Here is a 26,805-nt window from a genome sequence, read left to right on the forward strand (position 1 = left end):
GCCTGATTTATCGAATTGCCTTTTATGCTTTATCAAGCGCTTGAGAAACATCAGCAATAATGTCGTCTATGTGTTCAATTCCCACAGAAATTCGCACCAAATCCTCGCTCACACCGGCTTTTTCCAGCTCTTCACTATTCAATTGCCTATGCGTGGTTGACGCCGGGTGGCATGCCAGCGACTTTGCATCACCTATGTTTACAAGGCGCAAAATCATTTCAAGCGCATCAATAAATCGACTGCATGCTTCTAGGCCACCTGAAATACCGAAACTCAAAATGCCTGATGCTCTCCCCCCTGTCACTTTCTGACAATTTTCAAAGTGCGGACTGATCGGCAACCCGGCGTAATTTACCCATTGAACCTTTGGATGCTTTTCCAAATACTCAGCCAGTTTCTGAGCGTTCTCGCAGTGCCTGTCCATGCGTAACCCCAGTGTTTCCAAACCCTGCATAATCTGAAAAGAATTCATTGGAGAAATAGCAGCACCAGTATTGCGAAGCGGCACCACGCGACAACGTCCGATATAGGCAGCCTCTCCCAACGCCTCGGTATAAACCACATCATGATACGACGGATCCGGCTCATTCATGACTGGAAAACGGGTTTTATTTGCGACCCAATCAAACTTTCCTGAGTCAACAATAATGCCACCAATTGAAGTACCGTGACCGCCCATATATTTTGTCAGCGAATGCACAACTATGTCAGCACCCAACTCGAAAGGACGGCACAAATACGGTGTTGCAACGGTATTATCAACGATAACGGGCACTCCGTGGCGATGTGCGATCTCTGATAAGCGTTGAATATCTACTACATTGCCCGCAGGGTTGCCAATTGATTCACAAAAAACAGCTTTGGTTTTATCGTCGATTGCAGCTTCAAAGCCATCAAAATCGTCAAACGATACCATCTTTACGTCTACGCCCTGGCGAGGAAACGAATGGGCGAATAAATTGTAAGTACCGCCGTAAAGCTGGCTGGTACTCACAATGTTATCACCCACTTCAGTGAGACATTGTATTGCATAAGTGATAGCAGCCATACCCGATGATACAGCCAAAGCGCCAATTCCGCCTTCCATCGCCGCAACCCGTTTTTCAAGCACGTCTGTGGTTGGGTTCATAATTCGCGTATAGATATTTCCCGGCACGGCCAAATTGAATAAATCAGCACCGTGCTGAGTATCGTCAAAGGTATAAGAGGTAGTCTGGTAAATGGGTACCGCCGCAGCCTTCGTCGTTTCCTCAGATTTGTATCCTTCGTGCAGCGCTATAGATTCAAGTTTCATCGTCATTCTCATTGTAAAAAAAGCGTTTAAACAGTTGTTACTTCGTATTTGTGACTCGGAACATCACTCATGGCAATGCAGCACCAATACGACAGATTGGGACAAATGCTTTCTTTTTTGTCTTCCAGGCAGAACTGTGCGAAAACATTCTCCTAAACCTTACCATCTTTGCGAAAAAAAGCACTCTCAAACAAGTAGGCTAGCAAATTGAATCGACGAGAAAAAATGTGGGGGAGGTAAAGAAGCGACTACAAAGACTGAACGATTTTTCTTTGCGAAGCGGTTTACTCATTCCGGCCCTTGGCTATAGGACCTGGGACTCCCCGGAATGAGTGAACACTGGCATCAGTAGCTATTACTTAGCGACATCAACACTAACAATATAGTTTCCGCTTTCGTATGAACCGTTAGTGATATAGGCATTAATGCTGTCTGAGTTTTCACCGTACTGTGCTACAAATTCTACCAACGGGATACCATTGCAACTGATTTCGCTTTCAACAAAACGCTTATCTACGCCAGCGTCTTTCATGGCATCGCGCAATTTAAATTTACTGCCACTTGCCGCAGATAAACAAATTTTAGTTGTCGCCGAATCATCTGAGCCAATCAGTTGGGGCGAAGCCGATACACCAGCAGCTAAACCAAAAGATACACCTACAATTGCCATTACTTTAGTGATTACGTTCATTTTCATTTCCTTTTAAACTAAACAGTGAGATAAGCATGTTGCTTAATTTTCATAGAGCAACAGGAATGCCAACTTTTAAATCAATTTAAAATCAATAAGTTAAAAAATTTTATTGCGCTTTCGCAAAATGCGATTAGTCAAAATGAAAAAGAGAGTGGTTTAAAATGCCATTTTTTGGTGTATAAATTAATTCTGTGATTTTTTCTTTTTGCGTATCGCAAAAGTGGGAATTCATCGACAGACAAACCCACCGGTTATACATCGACAAATTTCCGGTTAACAAAGTGATTACCTTGCAAACCGTATTGCAGGGTGGAGCAATGGGTGTGGTAAACAGCAACTAAGGCGAGTCAGCTGAAAAAAGCAGTGGCAGGTAGAACAGACTTCCTTATTAAGAGCTTAGAACCAAAGGAGACTGCCCTTCAGCGTCATTTTTATTCTTCTCGATGTTGTGCCATACCTTCTCGTGGAAATAAAACGCAACGGTGTTAATTGCAGGCTCCACCAATGCCATTAAGCCTCCAATTAACACACTGCCAGTTAGCAAATAGGCTACGGCAAATGCAACAGAAAAATGCATAACAGCAAAAGTAATCGTCTTTTTCATGGTGCTCTCTCTCAAACAAAAACATTAATGAGAATTATTATCAATTAAAACCATAGGTGCAACGAGTCTTTTTCAATCAGGCTCATTAGAAAAACTGATTAATCTCATCATCGCTGTCTGGCGAGAAACAGAACATTGCCGACAGCGAACAGCCGCATGCTCAAGAGAGCAAAATCATCACTCATTGCGATAAAAAAAGCTTATTTTGAGTATATTCATCTCACTATTAGTGGCTTTATCTTTCATTTTTTGCCACATTACGCCCGAGCCAATAACTAAATAAATAGTACTATTCAGGACACAATTATGTTCACACAAGAAAAAACCACTTTTCGCCTGAGCGCTGTCAGTCTTGCCCTTATGGGCCTGCTGAGTTCAGGTGCTCATGCCCAGGACAACAACGCCTCTGAACAAGCGGTTGAAAAAATCATTGTTACCGCCACTAAACGAGCCCAATCCATTGATGAAATCCCCTTCTCAATTAACGCGCAGACACAGCGGGATTTTGAACGCAGTGGCGCAGGCAATCTGGAAGACGTCGCCAGAAACGTTGCCAGTGTGGCAATTCAGAATCTAGGGCCTGGCCAAAGCCAGGTATCCATGCGCGGTGTGTCGGCCGGTCAAATTGTGCGTGACCAACCTGGCGTAAAAGAGCAGGTTGGCGTTTATCTCGATGAGAGTGTTATATCACTTTCCCTGTTCACGCCAGACTTGGATTTGTTCGATTTGAGCCGAATTGAAACACTCCGCGGGCCTCAAGGCACATTGTTCGGCTCGGGATCAATTGGCGGTACATTGCGCTACATCACCAACCAGCCAGAACTGGATACGTTTGAAGGTAAATTGGAAGCCAACCTTAACTCAGTAACGGATGGAGGTATGGGCGGCCATGTCAAAGGTATGGTGAATGTACCTATTAGCGATACCATAGCCATGCGCGCGGTGGTTTATCGTACTGACTACGCTGGTTTCATTGATGCCTACGGCCCAGAAGGAAGCGTTAAACAAGACGTCAATGACGGCGACAGAACAGGCGGCAGAGTCGCTTTTATTATTGCACCAAATGACAAACTCACCATTACGCCAAGAGTGATTTTTCAGGAATTGGAAACAAACGGTTTTAACCGGCAAGAAGCCTTTAATATCTTCGCCAATCCGTACACGACAACCTGGCCAGCCAGACAACTCGGCGAGCGAGAGCAATACCTGCTGCTGGAAGAGGGGTTCTCTGACGATACATTCATTGCAGATGTTACCGCGGAGTATCGGGCTGATATTGCAGATTTTACCTTCGTTTATAGCTACACCGACCGCGATATTTTGGTTAGCCGCGATGCCAGTGCCTTATCGGGGTCAGTCAGCATCGATTTAGGCTTTCCAGAAGAGGCTGTCACCCTGCCCTCGAACCTGCTGGACAGAACTGAAGTTGAACAGGATACCTTCGAACTTCGCGCTGCCTCGAAGGACGATGGCAATTTCGACTGGCTGGTTGGCGCTTTTTACTCTTCCACTGAACGCACTTACGACCAGTCGCTCCCCACGCCAGGCTACGACGCTTACACTGATGCCACTTTGGGTGAAGGCACTGCCGCAGCCGTCGCAAATGGCTTCGACGCTGATTCTCCCTACAACGCGTATTTGCCTTATGACTTAAAACAGTTGGCAGTATTTGGCGAAATAAACTATCAGTTTACAGACGATTTTAAAATGACGATGGGCTCTCGCTTCTACGATTACGAAGAAGAGCGTCAGTTTATTTCAGGTGGATTGTTTGCCAATGCTGATAATCAAACTGATGCCACCGAATCTGATGGTTTTACGTCAAGAGTAATCGGCCAGTATACATTAACTGAAAACGTCAACATTAACGCTCAGGTGTCACAGGGCTTCAGGTTAGGTGGGGTAAACGACCCCCTTAACCGCAGTTTGTGCTCCGCGCAAGACGAAGCAATTTTTGGTTCATTTCAGGATTACGACGACGAAAAGCTCACAAACTACGAGTTGGGAATGAAGTCTTCAGGTAGGGGCTGGAGTGCCAACGTATCAGCCTTCTACAACGACATTGAAGATTTACAGGTAACGCTCGACGCCGGCTCGTGTTCTTCTAGAGTATCTTTCAATGTCCCCGAAGCTCATACACAGGGAATTGAATTTGAGTTAACTCGTCAGTTCACCGAGCAGCTCTTTTTATCCCTTACCGGTAGTATTATTGAAGCTGAATTCGACTCAACAGTGGTAGATGGCAGCGGAGCCGTGTTAGGCGGCGTGGCTAAGGGTAACCGGTTGGCATCGGTCCCAGAAGAAAGCTTCGCCATTGCTTTTACCTATGACCTTGCATCGCCGCTGCTGTCATCCAACAGTAGCTACTTCCAGGGCTCTTACCAATATGTGGGAGATCGTATTACACAGCCAAGCGATCAGGTTGACGGTGCAGGGGTGTTTGTCTCCGGCTTGGCATTTGGTGGTGCCACGGGCACGGAAACCACCGAGCTTGATTTACTCCTGGATGCCTATGGCACACTTAACATGAGTTTTGGATTGAGCTACGACGATTACGAAATACTGGTATACGCCAACAACCTGTTTGATGAAAACGCACTACTCTCGTTCGACAGAGAACGTGGCGGCCGCGCCAGATTGGGCTTTACAGTGAATCAACCCAGAACCATTGGCGCTACATTCAGGTATTACTTCCAGTAGTATTGACGGTTAATGACTTTCGCCCCCTTTTCACCGCGGTGTGAAGGGGGCATTACGTCGGACTGGTGGCACTGCCATTTACAATGAGAACAACCGTGAAAAAGAACCAGAATAACAAAAAAATACTGTTAAAAGTGCTCATCGCACTGGTGTTGACGTCTTCTGGAATTTACATATTTGCTCCCTGGCAGTTTGCATTATACTACCTAAAACCATTGCCTCTTTCCGTGGAAGACGAACTGGCCTTAGCGACAAAAAACGGTATTGACGGTATTATTGTCTATATTCAACAAGGTGATCAGCCCGCCAATGTCTATGCCGCTGGCTGGCACAATAAAGCAAAAGCCATTCCCGCTTTTCCGGATGCCTTGTTCAAGATTGCCAGTATTGCGAAACTCTATGACGCGGCAGCAGTTGCCAAACTTACCGCAGAAGGCAAGCTGGACCTTGATGCATCTTTGGCTTCCTATTTACCTGAGCTGAGCCTTCGAATAGAAAACGCCGATGCCATTACCCTTAGAATGATGGTTCAACATAGAAGTGGCATTCCAAACTTTACAGATCAGGATGGGTTTGACTGGGCAAAGAATGATCTGGATATCGACAAACTCGCCTTCGACAAACCAGCAGACTTTGCTCCCGGAACTGCTTATGCCTACTCAAACACGAATTATTTATTGCTTCAACGGGTAATGAACCGCGTGCTGGGGTACAACTACTTCACCTACATACAAAATAATATTCTGCTCCCTCTAGACCTACATGACACCTATAATTCTGTGAATGCTGTGAACAGCAACCGGTTAATGAGTGGTTACTACGTTGGCTACAATGACGATTTCAAATACCTTGACCAAGGCTTCGTTTCCACGGCCCGAGATGTTGGTATTTTTCTCAAAGCGCTCAACGATGGCAGCCTTTTCACCGAAACGGAAATGCAGATCTATCAGCAATTGTATGTGTTTGAACACACAGGCTGGGTATTAGGTTACTCAAGCATTGCCAGGTACGACAAAGAGACACAAACACTTGCGGTTCAGTTTACTAATACCACCGGTAACGACACCGTGCTGCTGACACAGCTCATCTACAACAGAATATTAAAAATAGTAAACTAAATTTGTGTGTCATTTTCTGATAGGTATCGCTAAACCGTGTGGATGAGTCCGGACAACGGCGTTAATACGCTGCATTTTAAAGTGCTGACGCGCAGTATATCCCGTTGTACTTTATTCGACGTTCCATACAATATACGTTGACAATAGAAAACAAAACGACGAAGAACTCACATGACTTTAACAAAACTCACTTGTTATATGGCGGCAGCGGCGACATTAGTTGTCATCAACGCTTGGGGATCTACCGGGCCTGCCAGCGCTGCAGATAATAACAAACACAATGGCATTCGCGCTCAAACAGAGAATGCCTCTGACAGCACGTATGAACAGGTATTCTCTGATCTTGCTCTTCACTGTATCCATCAGGAATATCCCAATGTGATTAAGCACACGATGAACAACGCGTCAGACGTAAAAGAACCGAGTGAGCTCTACCCCGCTTTTTACGGTTGTCTCGACTGGCACTCGTCAGTGCATGGCCACTGGCTGCTGGTTAGAATGCTTAACACCGCATCGGACAAAGTTGACTCGAAACATATTATCGAACAATTGAATAAGAGCTTTACAGACGAAAATATTAAAAGTGAACTGGCGAGTCTCAAACGTGAAAATAACGTAGCTTTTGAGCGCCCTTATGGATTGGCCTGGTTTTTACAATTAACCGCTGAGTTGCGGCACTCTTCACTACCAGAAGCAAAAACATGGTTGGCGACCCTCTTGCCTCTCGAAAACGAAATTGTGGCTCGGATCAGTGCATGGTTACCTAAACTCGCTTACCCTATTCGAACAGGAGAGCACAGCCAGACGGCTTTTGCATTTGGCTTAATGCTGGATTGGGCGAAAACGACGGGAAACAAAGCGTTTGAAGCATTACTCACGAAGCGAATTAAACACTATTACTTAGCTGATACACACTGTCCGCTGGCCTACGAACCTTCGGGACAGGATTTCCTCTCCCCGTGCCTTGCAGAAGCTGACTTAATGCGCCGGGTTATTCCTGCAAAAGACTACAGCAACTGGCTTACCAGTTTTTTTCCCAATTTAACTGCAAACACATCAAACTGGTTGGCGCCAGCCACCGTTACTGACAAGTCTGACGGAAAATTAGCCCATTTGGACGGGTTAAATATCAGCAGGGCATGGATGCTCGAGGGCATAATACACGCCTTACCAACCGATGATGAAAGGTTACCGGTCTTGAAAGAGTCGCTTACTGCGCACCGCAATGCCGGCTTGAACGCTGTATTCGGCGACATGCATTATATGGGCAGCCACTGGCTTGGAAGCTTTGCTAGCTATTTGGAAACTCAACGCGGTATTAACTGAGCGTAAAGAACAGGAAACACTTCCCCTACTAAAGTGGGAGATAAACAACCACTAAAGTGGTATTTGCCTCCCACGCTTGTTGTGCCAATCTCTAACGAGAAGCCAATTAGTGGGGCGTTCCTATGGATATATTGCTTGTTGACGACCACGCCATTGTGCGTGAAGGTTTTTCCGCTTTACTAACGTCTGTCTTCGAGGGTGCTGTGGTAACAAATGCAAAAAATGCACAGCAAGCTACCAGCGAGCTTCGCGCAAAGCAGTTTGACCTCATTATTCTTGATATTAACTTAGGCACTACCAGTGGGTTGACACTGGCAGACTACATTATACAGCGGTGGGAGCTTGCCAAGGTGCTCATGTTTAGTATGTTTGACGACATATCTATTATTGATCGGGCCATGAAACTCGGTGCTATGGGCTATGTGAGTAAACAAAGTGAACCTGACGTGCTCATAAACGCGGTGACTTCAATAGTTAAAGGAAGGCGCTACCTGGAGCATTCTACCGCCATAGAACTAGCTACTTTTAACCTGTCTCAGTCCGGGAGTAATTTAAATGAACTAACCCAGCGGGAGCTCGATATTTTCTTGGGCATTGCCAATGGACAGTGCCGAAAACAAATCGCCAGCAATTTAAATATTTCTGAAAAAACTGTGTCAAATGTCATGACCCAGTTAAAAAACAAACTGGATTTAAAAACCAACGCCGAATTTGTTCACCTCGCTATTAAGCAGGGCTATCTCAAAATTGTCAGTTGAAGCTGCACGAGCTCCCACATCGGGAAAACTTCCCGCTACTTTCGTACCCCAACCTATTGTTCTTCTGTATTCATCTTTAAGCAGAAATTAAACAAGCCATTATTTATCAACATCTTAAATATAATCTTAAATGTTTACAAACAGGAATAATTCCCGCTTTTTGAAGGATAGAATCCGTTTATAACCCCGTATTGCTCGTTACATACTGTTAACACTACAACAGGGCAACAGTGGAAATAAAACTATGGCTAAGTTCCATTCAAAGGCGTCATTGGCCTTAAGCGTAATGATAGGTTTGAGTACAAATGTAACTGCTAACGGAGGAGTAACCTGGGAGGACATTGAAAACGATGCAAAAAGCCCAGAAAACGTACTTATGTACGGTATGGGCCCGGAAGCACAACGGTACAGCGAATTAGATCAAATCAATAAAAACAATGTACATATGCTCTCACCAGCCTGGGTCATGAGCTTTGGTGATGAAAAGCAACGTGGTCAGGAATCTCAGGCACTTGTTTACGATGGTATTGTGTATGTGACGGGCAGCTATTCTCGCATTTTTGCCTATGAAGCTAAAACTGGCAAAAAGCTGTGGGACTACGCCCACCGATTACCAGAGGGTATTCGACCTTGCTGTGACGTGGTAAACCGCGGTGCCGCTATTTATGGCGATCTAGTCTTCTTCGGCACATTAGACGCTGGTATCGTGGCCCTGGACCGCTTAACCGGTAAGGTAAAATGGAAGAAGCGCTTTGAGGACTACCGTGCCGGTTACACCATGACAGGCGCCCCGACCATTGTAAAAGATCAAAAGTCGGGAAAAGTCATGCTCATTCACGGCTCGTCGGGAGATGAGTTTGGCGTAGTCGGCAAGCTATTTGCGCGCGACCCTATGACTGGTGAAGAAATTTGGATGCGTCCGTTTGTTGAAGGGCACATGGGTCGTTTAAATGGCAAAGAAAGTACGCCAACGGGAGGCTCCTATGAGGTTACCACATGGCCTAAAGACGAAAATGGTGACATGGTTGAAGCATGGCATCATGGTGGTGGCGCACCTTGGCAAAGTGCAAGTTTTGATGTAGAAACTAACACTATCATTATCGGCGCTGGTAACCCCGCCCCCTGGAACACATGGAAACGCACCGCAAAAGATGGCAACCCAAGAGACTGGGACAACCTCTATACATCCGGACAGGTGGGTGTAGATGCAACCACCGGCGAAGTAAAATGGTTCTATCAACATACGCCTAACGACGCCTGGGATTTCTCAGGAAACAATGAACTGGTGCTGTTCGATTACTACGATAACGGCAAACTGATAAAGGCTACCGCCCACGCCGATCGAAATGGATTTTTCTATGTAGTAAACCGTCAAACCGGTGAATTTATTCGTGGCTTCCCCTTTGTCGACAATATTTCATGGGCAACACATATCGACCCTGAAACCGGTCGCCCCGTTGAAGTTGATGGTCAACGCCCTCCCCTTCCTGAGCCAGGAGAAAAGCGGGGTAAATCAATTGAAGTATCGCCTCCATTCTTAGGCGGCAAGAACTGGAATCCCATGGCCTATAGCAAAAATACCGGCTGGTTTTACATGGGAGCAAACCATTGGAAAGAAGACTATTGGACCGAAGAAGTATCCTATAAAAAAGGGGCCGCTTACCTGGGACAAGGATTTAGAATCAAAAGGATGTACGATGATCACGTCGGTGTGCTTCGCGCAGTAGACCCTGTGTCTGGTGAAATAAAATGGACACACAAAGAGACGTTGCCCATGTGGGCGGGTGTGTTGGCAACTAAAGGCGGACTTATCATCACTGGTACTGGCGATGGGTACGTCAAAGCGTTTGACGAAAAAACCGGTGAGGAGCTTTGGAAGTTTCAAACTGGCTCAGGCATCATTTCCTGCCCAATTACCTGGGAAGAAGACGGGGAACAGTATATAGGTCTCGCGTCCGGCTACGGCGGCGCCGTGCCGCTATGGGGTGGCGATATGGCGGAGCTTACCAAACCAGTGGCACAAGGAGGTTCTTTTTGGGTATTCAAGCTACCCAATCACAAAAAAGATCAAAACCTGACAAAGCAGTAAACCCCTTTCAGTATCATCGCAGAGAGGGGCATCAGCCCCTCCCTGCCTATAGGATCCACACTATGTTTGCTATACAACTATCTACTTCTGTGAAATATCAGCTACTCGGCTTGTTGTTAATAATGTCGCCATACAGCGCGGCTACCATCCCGGCATTTGAAGATGATGTTAAGGTAATTAATGGCTGTGTCATACAGCCTGAGACAATATGTAGCAATACCAACTTAAGCAACGCTGACCTGAAACATGCTGATCTACAAGGCGCAATCTTTATTAATGTAAAATTCACTCATGCGGATTTACGGCACGCAAACTTGAGCTACGCCACGTTTAAAAAAAGTGATCTTGCTCACGTTGATTTAGCCTCCGCCAATTTACGACATGCCGATTTAAGAACCAGTAAAGTTCGCAACGCTAATTTAGAAGGAGTGGATGGTTGGGCACTGTTTGGCCAAGGCGTCGATTTTACTCACGCGAACTTCATGGGCGCAAACTTGGATCAGGCTCGCTTGTCAGGTGCAATCATGATTAAGGCCAATTTTCGCGCGGCGCGGCTAGAGCGAGTTTGGATGAACAAAGCAAATTTTGAAAAGGCGAATTTAATCAATGCGAACATTCAGGAAGCCAAATTGAATGGCGCAAATTTACACCAAGCGAATCTCACCGGCGCCCGCATCCACTACGCCACATTCCAGGATACCTTTATGGAAGGTTGTATACGTTGCCCGGTAAATTGGTGAAATTAGGGGTGACAACGGACTCAAAGACGCCACCGGATAAATTTATAATGGCGCACGCTTACACATCTAGCAGCAGTAATTTCGTGTAAAAACGCGCATGGAACACTGGATTTCCATGCCCGCTCTGGTTAAACGCTAAGACTATGTATCACTTCGGCTAACGAGTTTGTAACCTTCCGCTTCGTATGTATTTATACATTTTTGAAACTTGTTCTGAAGCTTTATTTCGTCAAAAAATCCAAGCGAGTATGCATCGCATTTTACTTTCATTTTTTCACTATTTTCCAGAACGGCAACAAGTTTCAATTCTGCAAAACCGAGTTTATAAGCCAATTCAGAAAATTGAGAGTAGAGCACTAATAACAGAGCAATAAAAAGACTCGCGGTAAAAGCTTTTTTCATTTGGTATTCCTTTGTTCAAATTTGTCCGTATTTAATAAGCAATAACTGATCCAATCTCGCCCTCTAGAAAAAACTGCCTTTTCAGTGTCTTCCGAAGAAAAAAGTTAGCTTTTTAACGAAAAAGTAGTGAATACGTCTAAATATTGCTGGCGCAATTCGCCATTCAGTTCGCAGATAAACATTGTATCAGCCCCCATAGTTTCACATATGCCCAGATCCACACACAGAAAATACGCATTCAACATCGGCACCGAAAGCCCATGGCAACGACATTCTGCAATAGCGGATTGCAACTTACCATAGACGACAGCCCCCTCTACTACACTTTTTTGAATATGAGATTTTAACGGTTTTATTTCACCGTAACTCTGAATCAACAGAAAAGACGTTTTTCCTTAAGGCTTCCAACTGTGCTATCGCTTTTTCAACGTCACCATCTGAAACAAAGTCGACAAGTATCGTCATAAACGGTGCGTAATAGACTTTTTCAACGGCTCTATCAAAATACTGCACCAGGCCATTCGCAGAAGACAAGTTTTGACTACCTGCTTTAACGAGCTCGCTGTGGCTTATCTCAGCGTTTGGATGAACAGGAAGGTGATCTATGCGCTCGTTGATGAAAGCTTGGACTCCTTCTGAGGAAATATATCGCAAAAACGATTTTGCTATCTCTTTGTTGCGACTGTTTGAGGAGATAATAAAATAATCAACAGTGGATATTTCGTATTTATTGACGTTGTCATACACCGACGGAAAAGGCGTGAATTCAATGCTCATTCTCATATATTCAGGTAACTGGCTTATCACGTAATTACCTGACAGGATCACCCCCGCTTGTTGCCTGAACAACAAAGGCACTACTTGTTTATCTGTATACTGCTCCGCGTTTCCGAGAAAGCAGTTACTGTCGATAAGAATTTTCCATTGCTGAAATACAGCCACCATTCTTTCATCAGTAAAGGGCACTTTCCCCGTCATTACCTTTTCATGGAAAGATAGCCCGTTCATGCGAAGATTCAAGTAATCAAACCAAGCAAAAACCGGCCATTTTTCTTTCGTCCCAAGGGCTACCGGTACTATGTTGTTGCGAGCCAGTACCTTACAAGCGTGTAGGAGATCCCCCCAGCTTTCCACTCTGTTTATTCCAAGCTTGTTAAACAGTTCGGTATTGTAGTACAGCCCCCAGAATCCCATAGAAACGGGAACAGCGAATTGCTGATGATCATAGGTTATAAAGGTTTTTATATCTTCACGATGATGCTGCATCTGCCGCTCTTGCCACAAATCCGTTACCGGCTCCACAAGGTTGTCACTGACCAACATTTTCAGATCAGCAGACCACAACCAAAGCAAGACATCGATATCCGGATTAGCCCTTAGCCATTTTTCTGATGCAAGTTTGTAGCCTTCATCGTCGGTCGACCGATAGTTAACCAGAATATTTGGACAGCGATTTGAAAAGTTCTCTGCAACTTCTTCAAATACCTCTCGCTGAGCTGAACTAAAAATGAGAAGAGATACCGTCAGTGTTTGAGGGCTTTTTCCACATTCACTGGCGAAGGTTGGTGTGAGAAACAACAACGACACCCCACACACATAAAATGCTCGTATACTCCATCGCAACACGTAAATGAGTACTCTAATGGTATCAGACATGCAAACCGCCTATGGCAAACTGGGAAGCCAGTTGAATACTGCCAAACGCTTCCCCTCGAGGATGGAAAAAAGACAAAGCGTCAACTAAACAGCAACATGGCAATACACAACGTGAAAAAGGTATCTTTACTTGAGTATAGACAAAAAAACGCGATTTACGTATTGCTATACGCTTTACCACTGTGATTAATTTGCAGTCCGCGACAACTATTCCCTTTCTGTTAAGGCCTAGAGGTCTGCCCCATCTAAAACCCTCCTTCATACCCTACATAACAATGTACAACTGTCGGAAACGTTTACACTTTGTACAAACACAAACACTAAAAAAGCCATAAGCCTTTGAAAAAAATAACTTTACTTTATGGCTCACATATTGCTGGTACGCATACTAAGTTACTTACAAATTAAATATTGGAGTATTGCAATGCAAGTAATAGGTAAAATAGCAGTTTTTATTTCGGCCCTGATTATTAGTACTAGGTTGATCGCTGCGCCGATTTTTTCTGAGGATTTTGAATCTGATTTAAGTCAATGGCCGATAAATGGTAGCGGTCAAATTGTAGCCGATATACTGTCTGCGGGGAATAATGTTCTTAGGTTTAACAGCCTTGGTTCCGGTGGAGACGCCTTCACCGCAACTAATTTAGCTGCTGGGACCTACTATTTATCTTTGGATATGCTTGGCACTTGTCAGTCTGGAGTATGTGGTGGCTTTGCAGGTGTTAACTCACCTGGCGAGCAGTGGTTAATTGGTGACGGTACTTACCCGGCAAGCTTAACTGTATTAAACAACGGTCAATGGCAACATTTTGAAGTTGCTTTTACGGTGAACGATACATTTAATTTTAAGCTAGAAGATTTTCGTGATTCTGGCATAGCTGGTGATGTTTACTTTGACAATATTTGTATAAGCAGCCAATCAAACGATGCAAGCTGCCCGAATGCAAAGGTGAGCGTGCCAGAACCATCTATTTTTGCACTTCTAGGCATGGGCTTTCTTGGACTTCGTTTGACCAGACGCAAATAGTTAGACGCGGGTTAAATTAACTCACCTTTTATAGCTTTTATGAAGGGAATAGTGTTTTTTTAACTCAGTATTCAAAAATAAAACTTCAATAAGTTCCTGAATAAAAACACAATTAATATTGTCAGGAACTTATTCTTTCCGCTTCCCCTCTTTCCCAACAATTTATCCCATGAAATTACTCCTCTCTAAAATTTGATAAATCCATACAAAGCCATTGATATTCCCCTAGAATCAGTGAAAAGAGGGAAGCCTGTTAAATTAAAATAAAAAAGTTGTTAAAAAGAATTCCGAAGGTTGTCATCTTACAATAAGCAGGTACTTGATAACCCTTTTAAAAATCCGGTAAACAAGGCACTAATAGCCACGCTATGCGGCTCGTCCATATTAGGGGGAAATATTGATCTGCATCAATAAAATTAAGGCTATTGATAAACAACCTCACTTTCAGCAACGGACGAATTCATCTACTATGCAATGCGATATTGGCTGATCTGTTTTTGTCGGCATCGCTATTTTCACATTCAGCTGTCTGGCGCTTGCGACAATCTGCGTTATACAGCGTATTAAGGTACAAGATGTTTTTTAAAACGCTTCATTCAAGACTGACATTACTTATCGTTATTGTTGCTGTGCCTGGGGTCGGTGGGCTTGTCTATGAATCAGTTAAGCAACGCCAATACGCCATAGATTTGGCCAATCAAAAAGCGTTAAATACCGTGGATTTAACCATGGATTTCCAAGGTCTCCTTGTTGAAGAAACCCAATTATTTTTGCGCAATCTGGTGTCTTTCGATGAAGTGCAATCGCCGGACTCGCCCCAATGCAGCCAGTTTTTGCAAAATGCACTGAAAATTAACAGTCGTTATGTGAATTTAGGCGTACCCTTGGTGTCCGGTGAGTTACTGTGTAACGCCACATCATTGCCTTCACCGGTAAATGTGTCCGATAGAGATTATATTCGCGAAGCTGTCGATTCCAGGAACTTTTCAATTGGTGAATACCAGGTCGATCGAGCGACTGGCGTTGCTAGCGTAAATTTTGCGTATCCAGTCATTGGCCCCGAAGATAACGAAATCATTGGGGTGGCAGTCGCCGTCATATCACTGAATTGGTGGAATCAATTCCTTGCCAAATCCAATTTGCCTGAAGGTGCCCATGCTTATATCACCGATAGAGAACAAAAAATCATTGCCAGTTATCCGGCTGATCTCAGTATTATAGGGGCACAGTTAAGCCGTATAGAATCGGATATCAAATTATCCCCATCAAATTCCGAAACTTCTGCCCCGCAAACTGTAACTTCATTAAAGAATGGTCGGGTATTTGTATCCCGCCCGCTTATAGACGGCAATAACAGCATACAGATTTCGGTGGGGATCCCATTTGATGAACAGTTAAAAGCCATTAATACGGGCTTTATGCACGCCGTCCTTGTTCTTAGTGTATTAATTATTACTTTGATTTTTATAGCTCGCTTGGGGATTAGAAAAACATTACTTAATCCACTGAAAAGCCTGTTGAAATCGGCAGAAAATTTAGAGCATGGGAAAGAAGTTGGAGAAATAGAACAACACGGTGCCAAGGAACTTGTGGCGCTGCAGCGTCGATTTAATTCTATGGCCAGAACCCGTCTTAATGCCGAGCGAAAACTCATAGAAAGCCAGTCTTCGCTAATTGAAAGCGAAAGGGAATTGTCAGGACATATTGAAAATACCCCTTTAGGCTGTATTAGTTGGGATTGCAACATGGTATGCACCAAATGGAATATGTCGGCTACTCGCATTTTCGGTTATTCAGCCCTAGAGGCCATTGGCAAGTCAGCCATTGAGCTTATTCTTCTACCAGAATTAACGGCTACGCATTCAAAGGTGTTTCGTCAAATTGTGAATAACAGAAACGGACACCGTAGAACCAATAAAAATAAAACCAAATCCGGGCAGATTATTACTTGTGAATGGTACAGCACGCCCATTGTTAACCATCAAGGGGATGTGGTGGGGGTGACGTCCTTAGTGCAGGATGTGACGACCAAGAAAGCGCTGGAAGAAAGGTTAAAACTGGTGGGAACGGTGTTTTCTCATGCCCGAGAGGGGATTTTCATTACAGATAGCAACGCCCGCATCATAGAAGTGAATGATACGTTTATTTCCATCACCGGCTACAGTCGTAACGAGGTAATAGGGAAGAACCCGAATATACTTAAATCCAACCGCCAATCAGCGTCTTTTTATAAAACCCTTTGGGCGTCTTTAGATAAAAAGGGCTATTGGTCCGGCGAGATATGGAACAAGCGGAAAAATGGCGAAATTTATGCTCAATTGCTCACTATTAGCGCTGTGAAAAACGAGCAAGAAAATATAAAGAATTACATTGCAATTTTCAGTGATATTTCTGAAGCCAAAAAGCAGCAGGATAAACTGGAAAAAATGGCTCACTACGATGTACTGACCAACTTGCCAAACAGAACCCTATTGGCGCGGCGATTGGAGCATTCGTTAACGCAAGGCAGACTGAAACAAAAATATGTTGCCGTGGCGCTGTTGGATTTAGACGGCTTCAAAGAAGTGAATGATGAATATGGGCATGATGCTGGTGACCGATTGCTACTGGCATTGTCAAACAAATTAAAAGGCGCACTTCGTGAATGCGATACCCTATCGCGTGTTGGCGGTGATGAATTTGTTGCTGTGCTGGCGAACCTGACAGAAGCTGACGAGGCCAATGCCCTTGTTAACGGATTGCTTAAAGCGGCATCTGCGCCTGTGACTATTGATACGAATACTGTTCGATTATCCGCCAGTATTGGCATTGCGCTTTATCCCAAAGATCATACTGATGCTGATCAGTTAATCCGCTATGCAGATCAAGCGATGTATTTGGCAAAACAGAAAGGAAAAAACTGCTATCACTTTTTCGATATTCATACGGAAGATGCCATTAAAGTACGACACGAAAAGCTCACCAGAATTGGGGAAGCGCTAAGGAATCGCGAGTTCAGATTATTCTACCAACCCAAAGTCAATATGCGGACAGGTGAGATAATTGGCGTCGAGGCGCTAATCCGCTGGCAACATCCAGAAGAAGGGCTTCTTTCCCCTGGGAGTTTCTTACCAGTTGTTGAAAACCATCAATTGAGTATTGATATTGATGAATGGGTGATTGATGAATCAATCGCGCAAATGCACATTTGGCAGCACGCGGGTGTCCATTTATCAGTTAGTGTCAATATTGGTGCAAAGCAGATTCAACAACCCAATTTTATTGCTAATCTGAAACAACGTTTAGCCCGTTTTCCCGATGTTAAGCCAGGTTCATTAGAGCTGGAAGTGCTGGAAACCAGTAAGTTAGACGACCTAAAACACGTTTCCGATATTATGAATGAATGTGTCAATTTAGGTGTGAGTTTTGCGATTGATGATTTTGGTACGGGCTACTCTTCATTGACCTATTTGCGGCGCTTACCGGCAAGTATGATAAAAATCGATCAAACATTTGTTCGAGATATGCTTGAAGATACCGACGACAAAGCCATTGTTAAGGGTGTCATAGCACTGGCGGTATCCTTTAACCGGAAAGTTATCGCTGAAGGTGTCGAGAGCCTGGAGCACGGTAAGATGTTGATGGGAATGGGCTGTGAACTAGCTCAGGGCTATGGGATTGCCAAACCTATGCCCGCAAATACAATTCCTAAATGGGCTGAAGAATGGACTAGAAGTGCGAAATGGACTCTGAACTTCAATTAAACTGATCTGATCCTTATGTCGACATAATTCCCTCTTCCCCTTGGTAGTAGATCCGCATAGATATTCTTATCGTGACATTTAAATAGCCTGCATTTTTACTTGAGCAAGTTTCCCATCTTCTTTTAGTTCTCCTCGCAGAAACTTAACCCATTTCATCGAATAGAGGTAGCCGTCAAACCCTTCAACATATGCTGAATATTCACCCTTGTAAGATTTGTCAGTTTCTCTGGGTCGTGCTTCATAAAACTTCCAGCATTTTGTATGTAACGTCATATTAAAATTCGGGATTTCTTTGGATACTAACTCTACTACTCGTGAGGGCTTGAGCTTAAATGGATTTTCTACGCCTTTAATAAAAGCTACGGCTTGTTCATAGTTTTGAAGCTGATCCTCGGAAAGAGAGTTCACATTAAGTTTTAAATTCGGTATACGGGTTGTTATAAATAGAGACAGCCAACAACGCAAATTCTTTAGCCTTGTGAAGTAGCAACCCTTTTGCTGACAAATCAGCAGTCTGCTGTAGCTTTTGACTATGAACAGCCCTAAATTCGTCTTTGCTCAAAAAGCATATACCGGAACTCGTATATTGTTCACCGTCTTTTTCAACATATTGATGCCAACGTTTTGATGGGTAGGTTTTACAAGTATCAGCTTTCCATCCAGTTGCATCTGCAAGTTGCTCAATAGTGAAGGCTTCACTTTGACGTTCACGACTGTTCAAAAACTCGTATGCTAAATCGACCTTTTCATATCTACTCATGGCTATCCCTAACTAATTTTTGCTTAATCCAACATAAACCAATACTTCACTGGCCAATTTGGTGAATACCGCTAACGCATTGTCCCAATTCACTGGGCTTTCTGCATAAACCATTGGACTAACGTATCTGTTGTACCTTTCTTCAAACTTGGGATCATCAGTCAATAGTTGTAATCCGAAACACAACTCGTCGATGGGAGATTCAACCATTTGTGGATGCTGATTACCGAAACGTTCAACATCTAATTCAATGGCGTTTGTCATTACTTTGCTGAGCGATTCTATATTTGCTGGTTGAGCCTTTTGGATATGGTACGTGTCGTAGATATGCCTGATTAGTGTTTCGTCGTCATCACGTTCATGATTTCTCGCGACGCTTGCCGTTCTGCGCATCATTGATAACAGTTTTTCAGCTTGAGTCTCTAAGATTGCAGCGCATGCCATGTTTTTTACTTCAATATCAGATTTGAGGACTTCGGCATAGATAGATTGAATGCTTTTAGATTCAGCTTCATCTAAGAGATCTGATTCGATGAATTCCAACTTAATAAAAGGTCGCAGGCAAGGTGCTTGCTGGTATGCTTGAGGATAACGGATATCAAAACTGAAGTAGCGATATTCATCCTTTACAGTAGCTTGTTCTTCAATGGAAAAGGTGCCGCTTTCTGATATCAAAAACTCAATATGCTGCTTAACCGCTTTACGAGCCTTTCGCCTAGCGCTTCGTGATGTTAGATTATTAAATACATTGTTGGGAACCAGTTTAATATCGATATCTTCCGACATGCGATACGTTTTTATAGCAGATTTGGCAAGTGCAGTGCCGCCCGTAAATACCAACTGGTGGTGTTCGAATTCGATTATCGATAAGTACTTTAATAGTTGGACAACATAGTAGTCTTTTTCGACAATTGCCGGGTTGCCTAGCCCTATGGCGTCGGCAACATCGACAAATAGCGAGCTATCGAGCTTCGTTGACACGCTGTTTACCTACGGTAATTTTACGGGTAAAGCGTGGATCGGTTGGAACAATTTTAACACTGGCTGGAATTTGCGTACTCTGGCCTGAAAAGTTCATGTTCGACAAATCATCGAACTTGTAGTCTACATCTAATCTTTCCATAGCTTCTATTAATACACCATCAGCACCCGCAGCATTATCAGGCATCAATTTACCTGTAATGCGATTGACTCTGGCACGTGCATAAAGCCCGTAACCTATCTTCATCAACACGCCTTCACGAACAAGACTTCTAAGGCCTCGACCTACTTGGTCGTAGTCAGTTATATCTTTAAAATCAGAGCGCAAAAAAACAGAACGCTTGGAGCGCTTGACTCTTGTCTTTATCCTGTCTTGTATTGTCATCTGGCCCCCCTATGCACATTGAATGTATAATAGACAAAAATACGACATTTTTCAACCGCAAAAATACGACACAAAAATAAAATAATTAACAATTAAAATATATAGTTATGTAATTCTAAATATAGAAAATATATCACCGCGCAGACAGATAAAAACCCATATACGACTCATTCAACTCGCTCTGCAAAATATGCGTGTATACGTGCGTAGTAGAAAGGTCTGCAGGGCCCAGACATTCCTGAATCTGGCGAAGGTTAGCACCATTGCTAGGCATGTGTGTTGCTGCTGAATGACGAAACATATTACAAGCAGCGTTGACATCAAAGCCTGCGGATTTGAGATACTTTTTAATAAGCTCCGAAAGTTGCGTGGGCCTGAATGGATTACCGCTATTGCTTATAAACAATGTGTAACCGAATAAAAGGTTTATCTCATCAATGACATAGTTGTCTACTGAGGCTATTTGCAACGATTGAGCTCATTGCGTCCACTTCTCGAAGTCTCCGAGGCTTGCTCCTCATAAACACGGTCGCATTTCGCAGCCTTGAGGGCTTCTCGTTGAACGCTGGTGGATTGGTCTAATGTGGATGCTCGGGCATAGCCATAACGGTGAGAAGGCATTCGGACTCCTTAAAAACAGTTCGCACAGGATCTAAGAGGTTTGCATCGTATGATTAAGTTCATGCAGATTCAACCCTGTACGAACTCCATTTAAGTTCGCCTTAACGGTTCGCCCAGCGTATACCTTAATGAACTAAAAAAACTGCGGTGGGCTTCTTGACTTAAAAAGCGATGGTGGCAGTCTATTACGCTAACGGAGATATGGAGATAGTTATGGAGTATACCCCTTCTGCGATTCGCGCCCCTCACTTTTTTAATAAACAGAGGAACTTAGACAAAGCCGTTTGTGGTCTTGTCGGTATACTTCGAGGAGTTTCCGCTGACAAGCATCTGACGGCAGAGGAGCTTCTCTACCTTAATCTATGGCTCAAAGCTCAAAGAAACCTGAGAGACGATCCTGACGGGATAGACCTAATCGACCTCATTGATGATATTGTAGATGACGGTGTAATTAGTGACGACGAGATGCGTGATTTAGTTACATTGTGTAACGACATCGCGAATATTCGTTCAGTTGAGTTTGAGGGCGAATATGAAGCTAAAATCAATGAGTTTCTAGGGTTACTCCAAGGCGTAATTGCTGATGGTGTGGTAAATACCAAGGAGTTCGGGTTTATCTGTGACTGGTTAGATCGCAATGAGATTGTCGAAGAGGACTGGCTAGTTCGACAAGTAAAATCTCGAATAACTCATATTTTAGAGGACAATGAAGTATCACACGAAGAGCTAACCGAATTCGCGGAAGCTTTAAAACAACTCACAGGTTATCAGTTTGATGATACTGGCGATGCCGAGTGTGCTTCCTTGGCTTATCTCGAGGACCAAGTTAAGTCGCTAACCGAGTGCACTAATGTTTGCTTCACTGGTAAGTTCCTCATGGGAACGAGAAAGACCCTTGAAGACCACGCCAAGTTAGTAGGACTGACCCCAGAGAAAAAGATAACCAAAAAGCTTAACTTGTTAGTAATCGGTGAGTTAGTTACACCAGATTGGAGATTTCAGAGCTACGGACGCAAAATAGAACAAGCCGTCAAATACAGAGAGGCAGGTGTTCCTATCAAAATACTGACGGAAAAAACTTGGGCAAAGTTCCTAAAGCTCGACTGATTTTGCTCAACGCTACTCTACCCAAGGAGTTAAGCTTTTTTGTTGGATGGATCTTTTCGATATAACGCCAAAGCTGCTCCTTATTCTTATATTTTGAGTATAGGCCATAGTAAGGCTCAACCGCTTATGTCCCGCCAATTTAACGGCTAACTCTTCAGGACAACCGATCTCCTCGATAGCAGTCGCGAAGTGACCTCGTAACGAGTGTAACCCGACCTTGTAACCTTCGACCTTTTTGAAGCCCTTCGTATACCTCGAGATTCGGCTTGCGCTGTTCATTGCGGCAGACGAAGGCATATGAAGCATATACAAGTATGGCGGCCTGGATAGCCTGATAACACCTGCGGGAAAGGACTCCCAATATTAACTCGATTTTGTATTGGGTAATCACTTGTTATAATGTTGTCAGAAGGATTAGCAGACACGGATTACAGTTATGGGCTCGATTGAAGCTCTTCCAAGTGATAATGGACATATCATTACCTACGCTTTGATATTCGCAGTCATATCGTTGCTAGTGTTTACACTATTAAAATCTCGCGAACTAAAGTCAGAGCTCAATAAAGTCAAATCTCACCTTCAAGACTCGAAGCAAAGAACAACAGAGCTACTTGATAAGTACCAACCGATAAGTTCTATTGAGACTCGTGTGAAGGAACTTAATGCCGAGTCAGAAGCAATCACATCAAACATCCAGACGCTTCGGGCGTCTTATGCGACTAAACGAAAGCTATTTGATGAACTTGAAAGAGAGTTGGCTGTATTCGATGAAAAAATCGAGCTGTCCACATTGGGGTACTATGAGCCTCATTTCGACTTTGGAACTTCAGAAAGATTCAAAGCTGAGATTACTGCTGTGCGAGAGCAACAGAAAGATATGCTAAAAGCCAAACAAGCGGCCGTTTGTCATACTGAGTGGAAAGTTAATAACAGTGCCAGAGAAGGTCAAACGATGACAAACAGAGCACTCAAACTAACGCTAAGAGCTTTCAATAACGAATGTGACGCAGCAGTATCAAACGTGAGATGGAATAATATCCGCAGAATGGAAGAGCGCTTAGCTAAAGCCAGAGATGCCATAGACAAGCTCAACAAGTCTAACAATATTCAAATAACAGAGTCTTATTTCCGGCTCAAATTGCAAGAACTCAGGCTCACTTATGAATATGCTGAGAAACTAAGACAAGAGAAGGAAGACCGAGCCGAAGCTAAACGCCAACTCAGGGAAGAACAACAACTGATAAAAGAGCAAGAGGCAGCGGAAAGAGAGCAACATAAATACGAAGAACTTGTAGCTAAAGCCAATAAAAGAGCTAATAAAGCTACTGGTGAAGCGCTAGAACGCTTAAAGTCTGAACTTGAAGAACTTGAGTCACAACTTAACGAGGCCAGAGCAAAATCAGAACGAGCTTTGTCAATGGCACAACAAACCAAATCTGGTTACGTCTATATCATTAGCAACATTGGTTCATTTGGTGATGGGGTATTTAAAATTGGGATGACCAGAAGACTTGAGCCCCTCGACCGTGTGCGTGAGCTTGGAGATGCCAGTGTGCCGTTCACTTTTGATGTTCATGCACTTATTTACTCTGAGGATGCGCCTGCACTTGAAGCTGAACTTCATCGTCATTTCAATGAGCATCGGCTAAACCTAGTAAACAACCGTAAAGAGTTTTTCAGAGTAGACTTAGCTGAACTGAAGGGCAAACTTGCAGAATTAAATCCTGATGTAGAGTTTCTGACTGATGCCGAAGCGCAGGACTATCATCAAAGTCTATTAATTACTCAAGACAAAATTAAAGAGCACACTACGGTTAACCGAAAGCTACCTGAAGAGATTTGAGAGAGTTCCCAAAGCTCAGTATTTGGACAACTTCACGACCATCTGATGCTCTTGAAGATCGATTTTAAGATGTTTTGTAGGGCTAGCCAGATAAGGCTTTTGGATGTCGCTTCGAAAAGAGAAGTTGGTCGGTGTGAGAGGATTTGAACCTCCGACCCCTGACACCCCATGACAGTGCGCTACCAAGCTGCGCCACACACCGACCGAAAGAGCCGACAAGTCTACTTATTTTCAGAGACTTTGCAATACTAAAAAACAAATAATCGCGCGAACGATTATTTGGTAATCAATTGACGGAGACCATTGATTATTTAAAGGTCAAAACCTGTGGAAAGACGCGACGCCACAGTGCTTTACGTGGTTGTCTGGGCTTTTAGTGTGGGGATCAATAGTCAGGAAAGCGTGAAATAACACACCAGCGTGACCACACAAGCTACAATAACGTTAAGTACCACCCCTTCCCTGGCCATGGTTTTAATATCAAATTTTCCTGTAGCATACGCAATAGCATTGGGCGCGGTGGCTACAGGAAGCATAAACGCACAACTAGCACTGATGGCCGCGGGGATCATCAATAAGGCCGGATTCACGCCTACCGCCATACCTGCAGCGGCCAGTATTGGCATCAACAAGGTTGCGGTAGCCGTGTTTGAGGTAATTTCAGTTAAAAAAGTAACGAACAAACAAATTGAAAATACTAACAGTAACGTCGGCAGAGTAGACAACCCCGTCATCCACTCTCCCATTAATACGCTTAGTCCAGACGCAGTGAATGCTTTGGCGATACAGATGCCACCGGCAAACAGAAGTAACATGCCCCAGGGGATATCGTTTGCGGTATCCCAGTCCAGTAGTTTATCGCCGGGGGCTTTTCCGCTGTGCACCATAAACATGGCAGCCACACCGGCAACAGCAATCGTGCTATCACTCACCGTAGTTAACCCAAGCCATTGAGTCCAGAATGGACGAAAAATCCATGCCATGGCAACGGTGCCGAATATCATCAACACCCGTTTTTCAGCTTTGCTCCATTCACCCGGCACCGGCAATGTGATATCGCCAATGTCGCCTAAACCACGCCCCAACCACAAAGCCATAGCGGGGATTGCCAATAACACAATGGGCACGCCGGTTTTCATCCACTCGATGAAGTTGTACTCAGTTCCCTGGGTTTCCAGATAGACGCTCATAAAAATAATATTAGGGGGCGTGCCAATAGGTGTACCCACGCCCCCTAAACTGGCTGAATACGCTATACCCAGAATGAGTGCAATGCCAAAACGGGTATTCTGCGTTGCATTGATAATGGCCATTGCCATGGGCAACATCATCAGTACAGTAGCCGTATTGCTTATCCACATGCTTAAAATCGCCGAGGTTAACATAAAGCCTAATACCATTTTCATGCCGCTTCCCGTGCCGGTTAAGTGCAGCATGTACATGGCAAAACGTTTGTGTAAATCGGCTTTTTCCAAGCCTTTAGACAACATAAACGCCGCCATCAACAAAATGATGACATGACTGCCTAGCGCTGATGCAGCCTCTGAATGACTAAGCACACCGGTAAGTGGAAAAAGGGCAAATGGCAGTAAAGACGTGGCTGGAATAGGAAGCGCTTCTGTTACCCACAAAATAGCAACAAAAAGCGTTATAGAGGCAGTAAAAATAATGTCATCGGGCTGTTGCAGAACCCTTAGCCCGGCACCACAAATTATGGCAAGTAGTGCGGCAATGAACAATGTACGACTACTTCTTATCATTGCCTGACTCCGTTTATCTGCTGACTAAGTTAGCCGCTTAGCCGTTGCTATTGTCGTCTGATGTAATTCGACTGGCTACCGCACCATCCTGACCTTTGTACTTGGCATCCACTCTGGCATTGTAAGGTTTCTCGGCAGCTTGTGACAGCACTTCAAAACTCAATGCGCCTATTTTCATTAGCGGGCGTAATGCCAAGGGTAACTTCCCACTGTTGTAGAATTCAAGCACGATATTTCCAGACCAGCCTGGGTCAATTCTGTGTGCAGTAACATGCACCATTAGCCCCAAACGCGCCAATGAAGAGCGACCATCTAACCAGCCTACAATGTTGTCGGGCAAGGTTACAGATTCATGGGTAATGGCCAGCGCCAGTTCGCCTGGATGCAAGAAAAAGGCTTTTCCCTCAGGCAGTTCGATTTCGTCACTCATCACCGAATTCAATGCTTCCTGCACTTCTCCTTTCGGGCCACTTAAATCGATATACGGTGCCTGATGATCTTCAAAAACGCGAAACTTGTTACCAAGGCGAATATCTACCGTCACACCACTTATTTGCTCGTAAGCGGGTGAAGGCTCGATGATAATTTTGCCTTTTTGAATATAATCGTAGATGTCACGATCGCATAAACGCATGGAATAAACCTACAAGGATGAGAACGGTGGCTATTATGCTTTTTTGCTAATAACCACACAACCTCAACGCTATTATTTCTATTTGTTACTTATTTTTGCCAGGTGTTGCTCAATGCGTATCAACTTATCTAATATGATGTGGAGTAATGCACTGAAAAGCGCAAAGCTCCCCATTGCCAAATAGGTCAACAACATCAATTTGTCGCCACTGCTATTGAAAACAAATGCAAGTGCAAGAATAAAAAGAACAAATACAATTTTAAATGCCAGCAGCCATTTCATGGGCAGCCTCCCTTTGAGCAAAGGTACTTACAGCAATAACTTGCACTAAGTATCCCGCATTTCCATGTTACGGATGGGCGAAGTGTCCAATGACAAGCATTGACCCACCCACAGCCAAACCGAACAAGGCCGTAGCAGGCCCTCCAGCAAGCCCCATTCCAATCACCAGGGCACCGCCAGAATCCCAGTCTAAGCGACCTCCACTGACATCTTGAACATCCTTAGGTGTTAATTCGCACATCGTTTATCTCCTTAATGATTAACTTGCGGTCATTCCGCAG

Annotated in this window: 26 protein-coding genes and 1 tRNA gene; 11 read left to right on the forward strand and 16 right to left on the reverse strand. The window is 44.1% G+C overall.

The window, feature by feature from the left end:
* Positions 1-22 precede the first annotated feature (22 nt).
* The gene (locus KO518_RS15760; RefSeq protein ID WP_216026740.1) at positions 23-1,294 is read right to left on the reverse strand and encodes an O-acetylhomoserine aminocarboxypropyltransferase/cysteine synthase family protein; all 1,272 of its coding nucleotides are present in this window, start codon (positions 1,292-1,294) and stop codon (positions 23-25) included.
* A gap of 355 nt (positions 1,295-1,649) precedes the next feature.
* Positions 1,650-1,985 (reverse strand): DUF3718 domain-containing protein, encoded by a 336-nt coding sequence (locus KO518_RS15765; protein ID WP_216026741.1) that lies wholly within the window; start codon positions 1,983-1,985, stop codon positions 1,650-1,652.
* Between the two features lie 194 nt (positions 1,986-2,179).
* Between KO518_RS15765 and KO518_RS15770 the strand changes: the two genes are divergently transcribed.
* The gene (locus tag KO518_RS15770; RefSeq protein WP_216026742.1) at positions 2,180-2,329 is read left to right on the forward strand and encodes a hypothetical protein; all 150 of its coding nucleotides are present in this window, start codon (positions 2,180-2,182) and stop codon (positions 2,327-2,329) included.
* 47 nt (positions 2,330-2,376) lie between these two features.
* Here KO518_RS15770 and KO518_RS15775 read toward each other — a convergent pair whose 3' ends face one another.
* A complete protein-coding gene (locus KO518_RS15775; protein WP_216026743.1) occupies positions 2,377-2,592 on the reverse strand; it encodes a DUF2061 domain-containing protein in 216 nt (71 codons plus the stop codon).
* Between the two features lie 306 nt (positions 2,593-2,898).
* Here KO518_RS15775 and KO518_RS15780 point away from each other — a divergent pair, with 306 nt between their 5' ends.
* The 6 genes from KO518_RS15780 to KO518_RS15805 all read left to right on the forward strand — a co-directional run bounded on the left by KO518_RS15780 (position 2,899) and on the right by KO518_RS15805 (position 11,323).
* Positions 2,899-5,292, forward strand: a complete 2,394-nt coding sequence (locus KO518_RS15780; protein WP_216026744.1) for a TonB-dependent receptor — start codon at positions 2,899-2,901, stop codon at positions 5,290-5,292.
* A gap of 95 nt (positions 5,293-5,387) precedes the next feature.
* Positions 5,388-6,410: a serine hydrolase domain-containing protein gene (locus KO518_RS15785; RefSeq protein WP_216026745.1), complete on the forward strand. Its 1,023-nt coding sequence runs from the start codon at positions 5,388-5,390 to the stop codon at positions 6,408-6,410.
* A 171-nt stretch (positions 6,411-6,581) separates the two neighbouring features.
* Complete coding sequence (locus KO518_RS15790) at positions 6,582-7,736, forward strand: DUF2891 domain-containing protein (RefSeq protein WP_252736146.1); 1,155 nt, start codon at positions 6,582-6,584, stop codon at positions 7,734-7,736.
* A 122-nt stretch (positions 7,737-7,858) separates the two neighbouring features.
* On the forward strand, positions 7,859-8,494 hold the full coding sequence (locus tag KO518_RS15795; RefSeq protein ID WP_216026746.1) for a response regulator transcription factor: 636 nt from the start codon (positions 7,859-7,861) through the stop codon (positions 8,492-8,494).
* A 244-nt stretch (positions 8,495-8,738) separates the two neighbouring features.
* The gene (locus KO518_RS15800; RefSeq protein WP_216026747.1) at positions 8,739-10,583 is read left to right on the forward strand and encodes a methanol/ethanol family PQQ-dependent dehydrogenase; all 1,845 of its coding nucleotides are present in this window, start codon (positions 8,739-8,741) and stop codon (positions 10,581-10,583) included.
* Between the two features lie 62 nt (positions 10,584-10,645).
* Positions 10,646-11,323, forward strand: coding sequence for a pentapeptide repeat-containing protein (locus tag KO518_RS15805; RefSeq protein WP_216026748.1), 678 nt, complete (start codon positions 10,646-10,648; stop codon positions 11,321-11,323).
* A gap of 141 nt (positions 11,324-11,464) precedes the next feature.
* On the opposite strand, the gene KO518_RS15810 is transcribed toward KO518_RS15805, so the two are convergent.
* On the reverse strand, positions 11,465-11,725 hold the full coding sequence (locus tag KO518_RS15810) for a hypothetical protein (protein ID WP_216026749.1): 261 nt from the start codon (positions 11,723-11,725) through the stop codon (positions 11,465-11,467).
* A 357-nt stretch (positions 11,726-12,082) separates the two neighbouring features.
* Positions 12,083-13,381 carry an ABC transporter substrate-binding protein gene (locus tag KO518_RS15815; protein WP_216026750.1) on the reverse strand — a complete coding sequence of 433 codons (1,299 nt, stop codon included), beginning with the start codon at positions 13,379-13,381 and terminating at the stop codon, positions 12,083-12,085.
* A gap of 424 nt (positions 13,382-13,805) precedes the next feature.
* Between KO518_RS15815 and KO518_RS15820 the strand changes: the two genes are divergently transcribed.
* Positions 13,806-14,408: a PEP-CTERM sorting domain-containing protein gene (locus KO518_RS15820; RefSeq protein ID WP_216026751.1), complete on the forward strand. Its 603-nt coding sequence runs from the start codon at positions 13,806-13,808 to the stop codon at positions 14,406-14,408.
* A gap of 575 nt (positions 14,409-14,983) precedes the next feature.
* Complete coding sequence (locus KO518_RS15825) at positions 14,984-18,151, forward strand: EAL domain-containing protein (RefSeq protein WP_216026752.1); 3,168 nt, start codon at positions 14,984-14,986, stop codon at positions 18,149-18,151.
* A 78-nt stretch (positions 18,152-18,229) separates the two neighbouring features.
* Here KO518_RS15825 and KO518_RS19990 read toward each other — a convergent pair whose 3' ends face one another.
* The 6 genes from KO518_RS19990 to KO518_RS15850 form a co-directional block, all read right to left on the reverse strand.
* Positions 18,230-18,559, reverse strand: coding sequence for a hypothetical protein (locus KO518_RS19990; RefSeq protein WP_252736147.1), 330 nt, complete (start codon positions 18,557-18,559; stop codon positions 18,230-18,232).
* A gap of 1 nt (position 18,560) precedes the next feature.
* Positions 18,561-18,911 (reverse strand): hypothetical protein, encoded by a 351-nt coding sequence (locus KO518_RS19995; protein WP_252736148.1) that lies wholly within the window; start codon positions 18,909-18,911, stop codon positions 18,561-18,563.
* A 12-nt stretch (positions 18,912-18,923) separates the two neighbouring features.
* Positions 18,924-19,892: a nucleotidyl transferase AbiEii/AbiGii toxin family protein gene (locus tag KO518_RS15835; RefSeq protein ID WP_216026753.1), complete on the reverse strand. Its 969-nt coding sequence runs from the start codon at positions 19,890-19,892 to the stop codon at positions 18,924-18,926.
* Positions 19,873-20,277: a DUF6088 family protein gene (locus tag KO518_RS15840; protein WP_216026754.1), complete on the reverse strand. Its 405-nt coding sequence runs from the start codon at positions 20,275-20,277 to the stop codon at positions 19,873-19,875. Before KO518_RS15840 ends, KO518_RS15835 begins: the two co-directional genes overlap by 20 nt.
* A gap of 133 nt (positions 20,278-20,410) precedes the next feature.
* Complete coding sequence (locus tag KO518_RS20280; protein WP_216026755.1) at positions 20,411-20,746, reverse strand: tyrosine-type recombinase/integrase; 336 nt, start codon at positions 20,744-20,746, stop codon at positions 20,411-20,413.
* The gene (locus KO518_RS15850; RefSeq protein ID WP_216026756.1) at positions 20,737-20,898 is read right to left on the reverse strand and encodes a recombinase family protein; all 162 of its coding nucleotides are present in this window, start codon (positions 20,896-20,898) and stop codon (positions 20,737-20,739) included. The genes KO518_RS20280 and KO518_RS15850 overlap by 10 nt, the downstream gene beginning before the upstream one ends.
* A gap of 213 nt (positions 20,899-21,111) precedes the next feature.
* Between KO518_RS15850 and KO518_RS15855 the strand changes: the two genes are divergently transcribed.
* The gene (locus KO518_RS15855) at positions 21,112-22,005 is read left to right on the forward strand and encodes a BRCT domain-containing protein (RefSeq protein WP_216026757.1); all 894 of its coding nucleotides are present in this window, start codon (positions 21,112-21,114) and stop codon (positions 22,003-22,005) included.
* A 436-nt stretch (positions 22,006-22,441) separates the two neighbouring features.
* The gene (locus tag KO518_RS15860) at positions 22,442-23,848 is read left to right on the forward strand and encodes a DUF4041 domain-containing protein (RefSeq protein ID WP_216026758.1); all 1,407 of its coding nucleotides are present in this window, start codon (positions 22,442-22,444) and stop codon (positions 23,846-23,848) included.
* Between the two features lie 125 nt (positions 23,849-23,973).
* Here the strand turns inward: KO518_RS15860 and KO518_RS15865 are convergent.
* The 5 genes from KO518_RS15865 to KO518_RS15885 form a co-directional block, all read right to left on the reverse strand.
* Positions 23,974-24,050: transfer RNA gene (locus KO518_RS15865), tRNA-Pro, on the reverse strand.
* A 190-nt stretch (positions 24,051-24,240) separates the two neighbouring features.
* Positions 24,241-25,608 carry a DASS family sodium-coupled anion symporter gene (locus KO518_RS15870; protein ID WP_216026759.1) on the reverse strand — a complete coding sequence of 456 codons (1,368 nt, stop codon included), beginning with the start codon at positions 25,606-25,608 and terminating at the stop codon, positions 24,241-24,243.
* A gap of 37 nt (positions 25,609-25,645) precedes the next feature.
* Complete coding sequence (dcd, locus tag KO518_RS15875) at positions 25,646-26,242, reverse strand: dCTP deaminase (protein WP_216026760.1); 597 nt, start codon at positions 26,240-26,242, stop codon at positions 25,646-25,648.
* A 78-nt stretch (positions 26,243-26,320) separates the two neighbouring features.
* Positions 26,321-26,524, reverse strand: a complete 204-nt coding sequence (locus KO518_RS15880) for a hypothetical protein (RefSeq protein ID WP_216026761.1) — start codon at positions 26,522-26,524, stop codon at positions 26,321-26,323.
* Between the two features lie 67 nt (positions 26,525-26,591).
* Positions 26,592-26,765, reverse strand: coding sequence for a hypothetical protein (locus KO518_RS15885; RefSeq protein WP_216026762.1), 174 nt, complete (start codon positions 26,763-26,765; stop codon positions 26,592-26,594).
* Positions 26,766-26,805 lie beyond the last annotated feature (40 nt).

Origin of the sequence: Aestuariibacter sp. A3R04 (genome assembly GCF_018860805.1) — a bacterium.
Lineage (GTDB): Bacteria > Pseudomonadota > Gammaproteobacteria > Enterobacterales > Alteromonadaceae > Alteromonas.

Excerpts from the sequence above, each read along its gene's own strand:
- KO518_RS19995 (WP_252736148.1), bottom strand. The coding sequence starts at position 18,911 with ATGAGTAGATATGAAAAGGTCGATTTAGCATACGAGTTTTTGAACAGT.
- KO518_RS15790 (WP_252736146.1), top strand. The coding sequence starts at position 6,582 with ATGACTTTAACAAAACTCACTTGTTATATGGCGGCAGCGGCGACATTA.
- KO518_RS15805 (WP_216026748.1), top strand. The coding sequence starts at position 10,646 with ATGTTTGCTATACAACTATCTACTTCTGTGAAATATCAGCTACTCGGC.
- KO518_RS15760 (WP_216026740.1), bottom strand. The coding sequence starts at position 1,294 with ATGAAACTTGAATCTATAGCGCTGCACGAAGGATACAAATCTGAGGAA.
- KO518_RS15795 (WP_216026746.1), top strand. The coding sequence starts at position 7,859 with ATGGATATATTGCTTGTTGACGACCACGCCATTGTGCGTGAAGGTTTT.
- KO518_RS15780 (WP_216026744.1), top strand. The coding sequence starts at position 2,899 with ATGTTCACACAAGAAAAAACCACTTTTCGCCTGAGCGCTGTCAGTCTT.
- KO518_RS15825 (WP_216026752.1), top strand. The coding sequence starts at position 14,984 with ATGTTTTTTAAAACGCTTCATTCAAGACTGACATTACTTATCGTTATT.
- KO518_RS15775 (WP_216026743.1), bottom strand. The coding sequence starts at position 2,592 with ATGAAAAAGACGATTACTTTTGCTGTTATGCATTTTTCTGTTGCATTT.
- KO518_RS15885 (WP_216026762.1), bottom strand. The coding sequence starts at position 26,765 with ATGTGCGAATTAACACCTAAGGATGTTCAAGATGTCAGTGGAGGTCGC.
- KO518_RS15820 (WP_216026751.1), top strand. The coding sequence starts at position 13,806 with ATGCAAGTAATAGGTAAAATAGCAGTTTTTATTTCGGCCCTGATTATT.
- KO518_RS15880 (WP_216026761.1), bottom strand. The coding sequence starts at position 26,524 with ATGAAATGGCTGCTGGCATTTAAAATTGTATTTGTTCTTTTTATTCTT.
- KO518_RS15860 (WP_216026758.1), top strand. The coding sequence starts at position 22,442 with ATGGGCTCGATTGAAGCTCTTCCAAGTGATAATGGACATATCATTACC.
- KO518_RS15840 (WP_216026754.1), bottom strand. The coding sequence starts at position 20,277 with ATGACAATACAAGACAGGATAAAGACAAGAGTCAAGCGCTCCAAGCGT.
- KO518_RS15850 (WP_216026756.1), bottom strand. The coding sequence starts at position 20,898 with ATGCCTTCTCACCGTTATGGCTATGCCCGAGCATCCACATTAGACCAA.
- KO518_RS15800 (WP_216026747.1), top strand. The coding sequence starts at position 8,739 with ATGGCTAAGTTCCATTCAAAGGCGTCATTGGCCTTAAGCGTAATGATA.
- dcd (WP_216026760.1), bottom strand. The coding sequence starts at position 26,242 with ATGCGTTTATGCGATCGTGACATCTACGATTATATTCAAAAAGGCAAA.
- KO518_RS15765 (WP_216026741.1), bottom strand. The coding sequence starts at position 1,985 with ATGAACGTAATCACTAAAGTAATGGCAATTGTAGGTGTATCTTTTGGT.
- KO518_RS15815 (WP_216026750.1), bottom strand. The coding sequence starts at position 13,381 with ATGTCTGATACCATTAGAGTACTCATTTACGTGTTGCGATGGAGTATA.
- KO518_RS15870 (WP_216026759.1), bottom strand. The coding sequence starts at position 25,608 with ATGATAAGAAGTAGTCGTACATTGTTCATTGCCGCACTACTTGCCATA.
- KO518_RS15810 (WP_216026749.1), bottom strand. The coding sequence starts at position 11,725 with ATGAAAAAAGCTTTTACCGCGAGTCTTTTTATTGCTCTGTTATTAGTG.
- KO518_RS15855 (WP_216026757.1), top strand. The coding sequence starts at position 21,112 with ATGGAGTATACCCCTTCTGCGATTCGCGCCCCTCACTTTTTTAATAAA.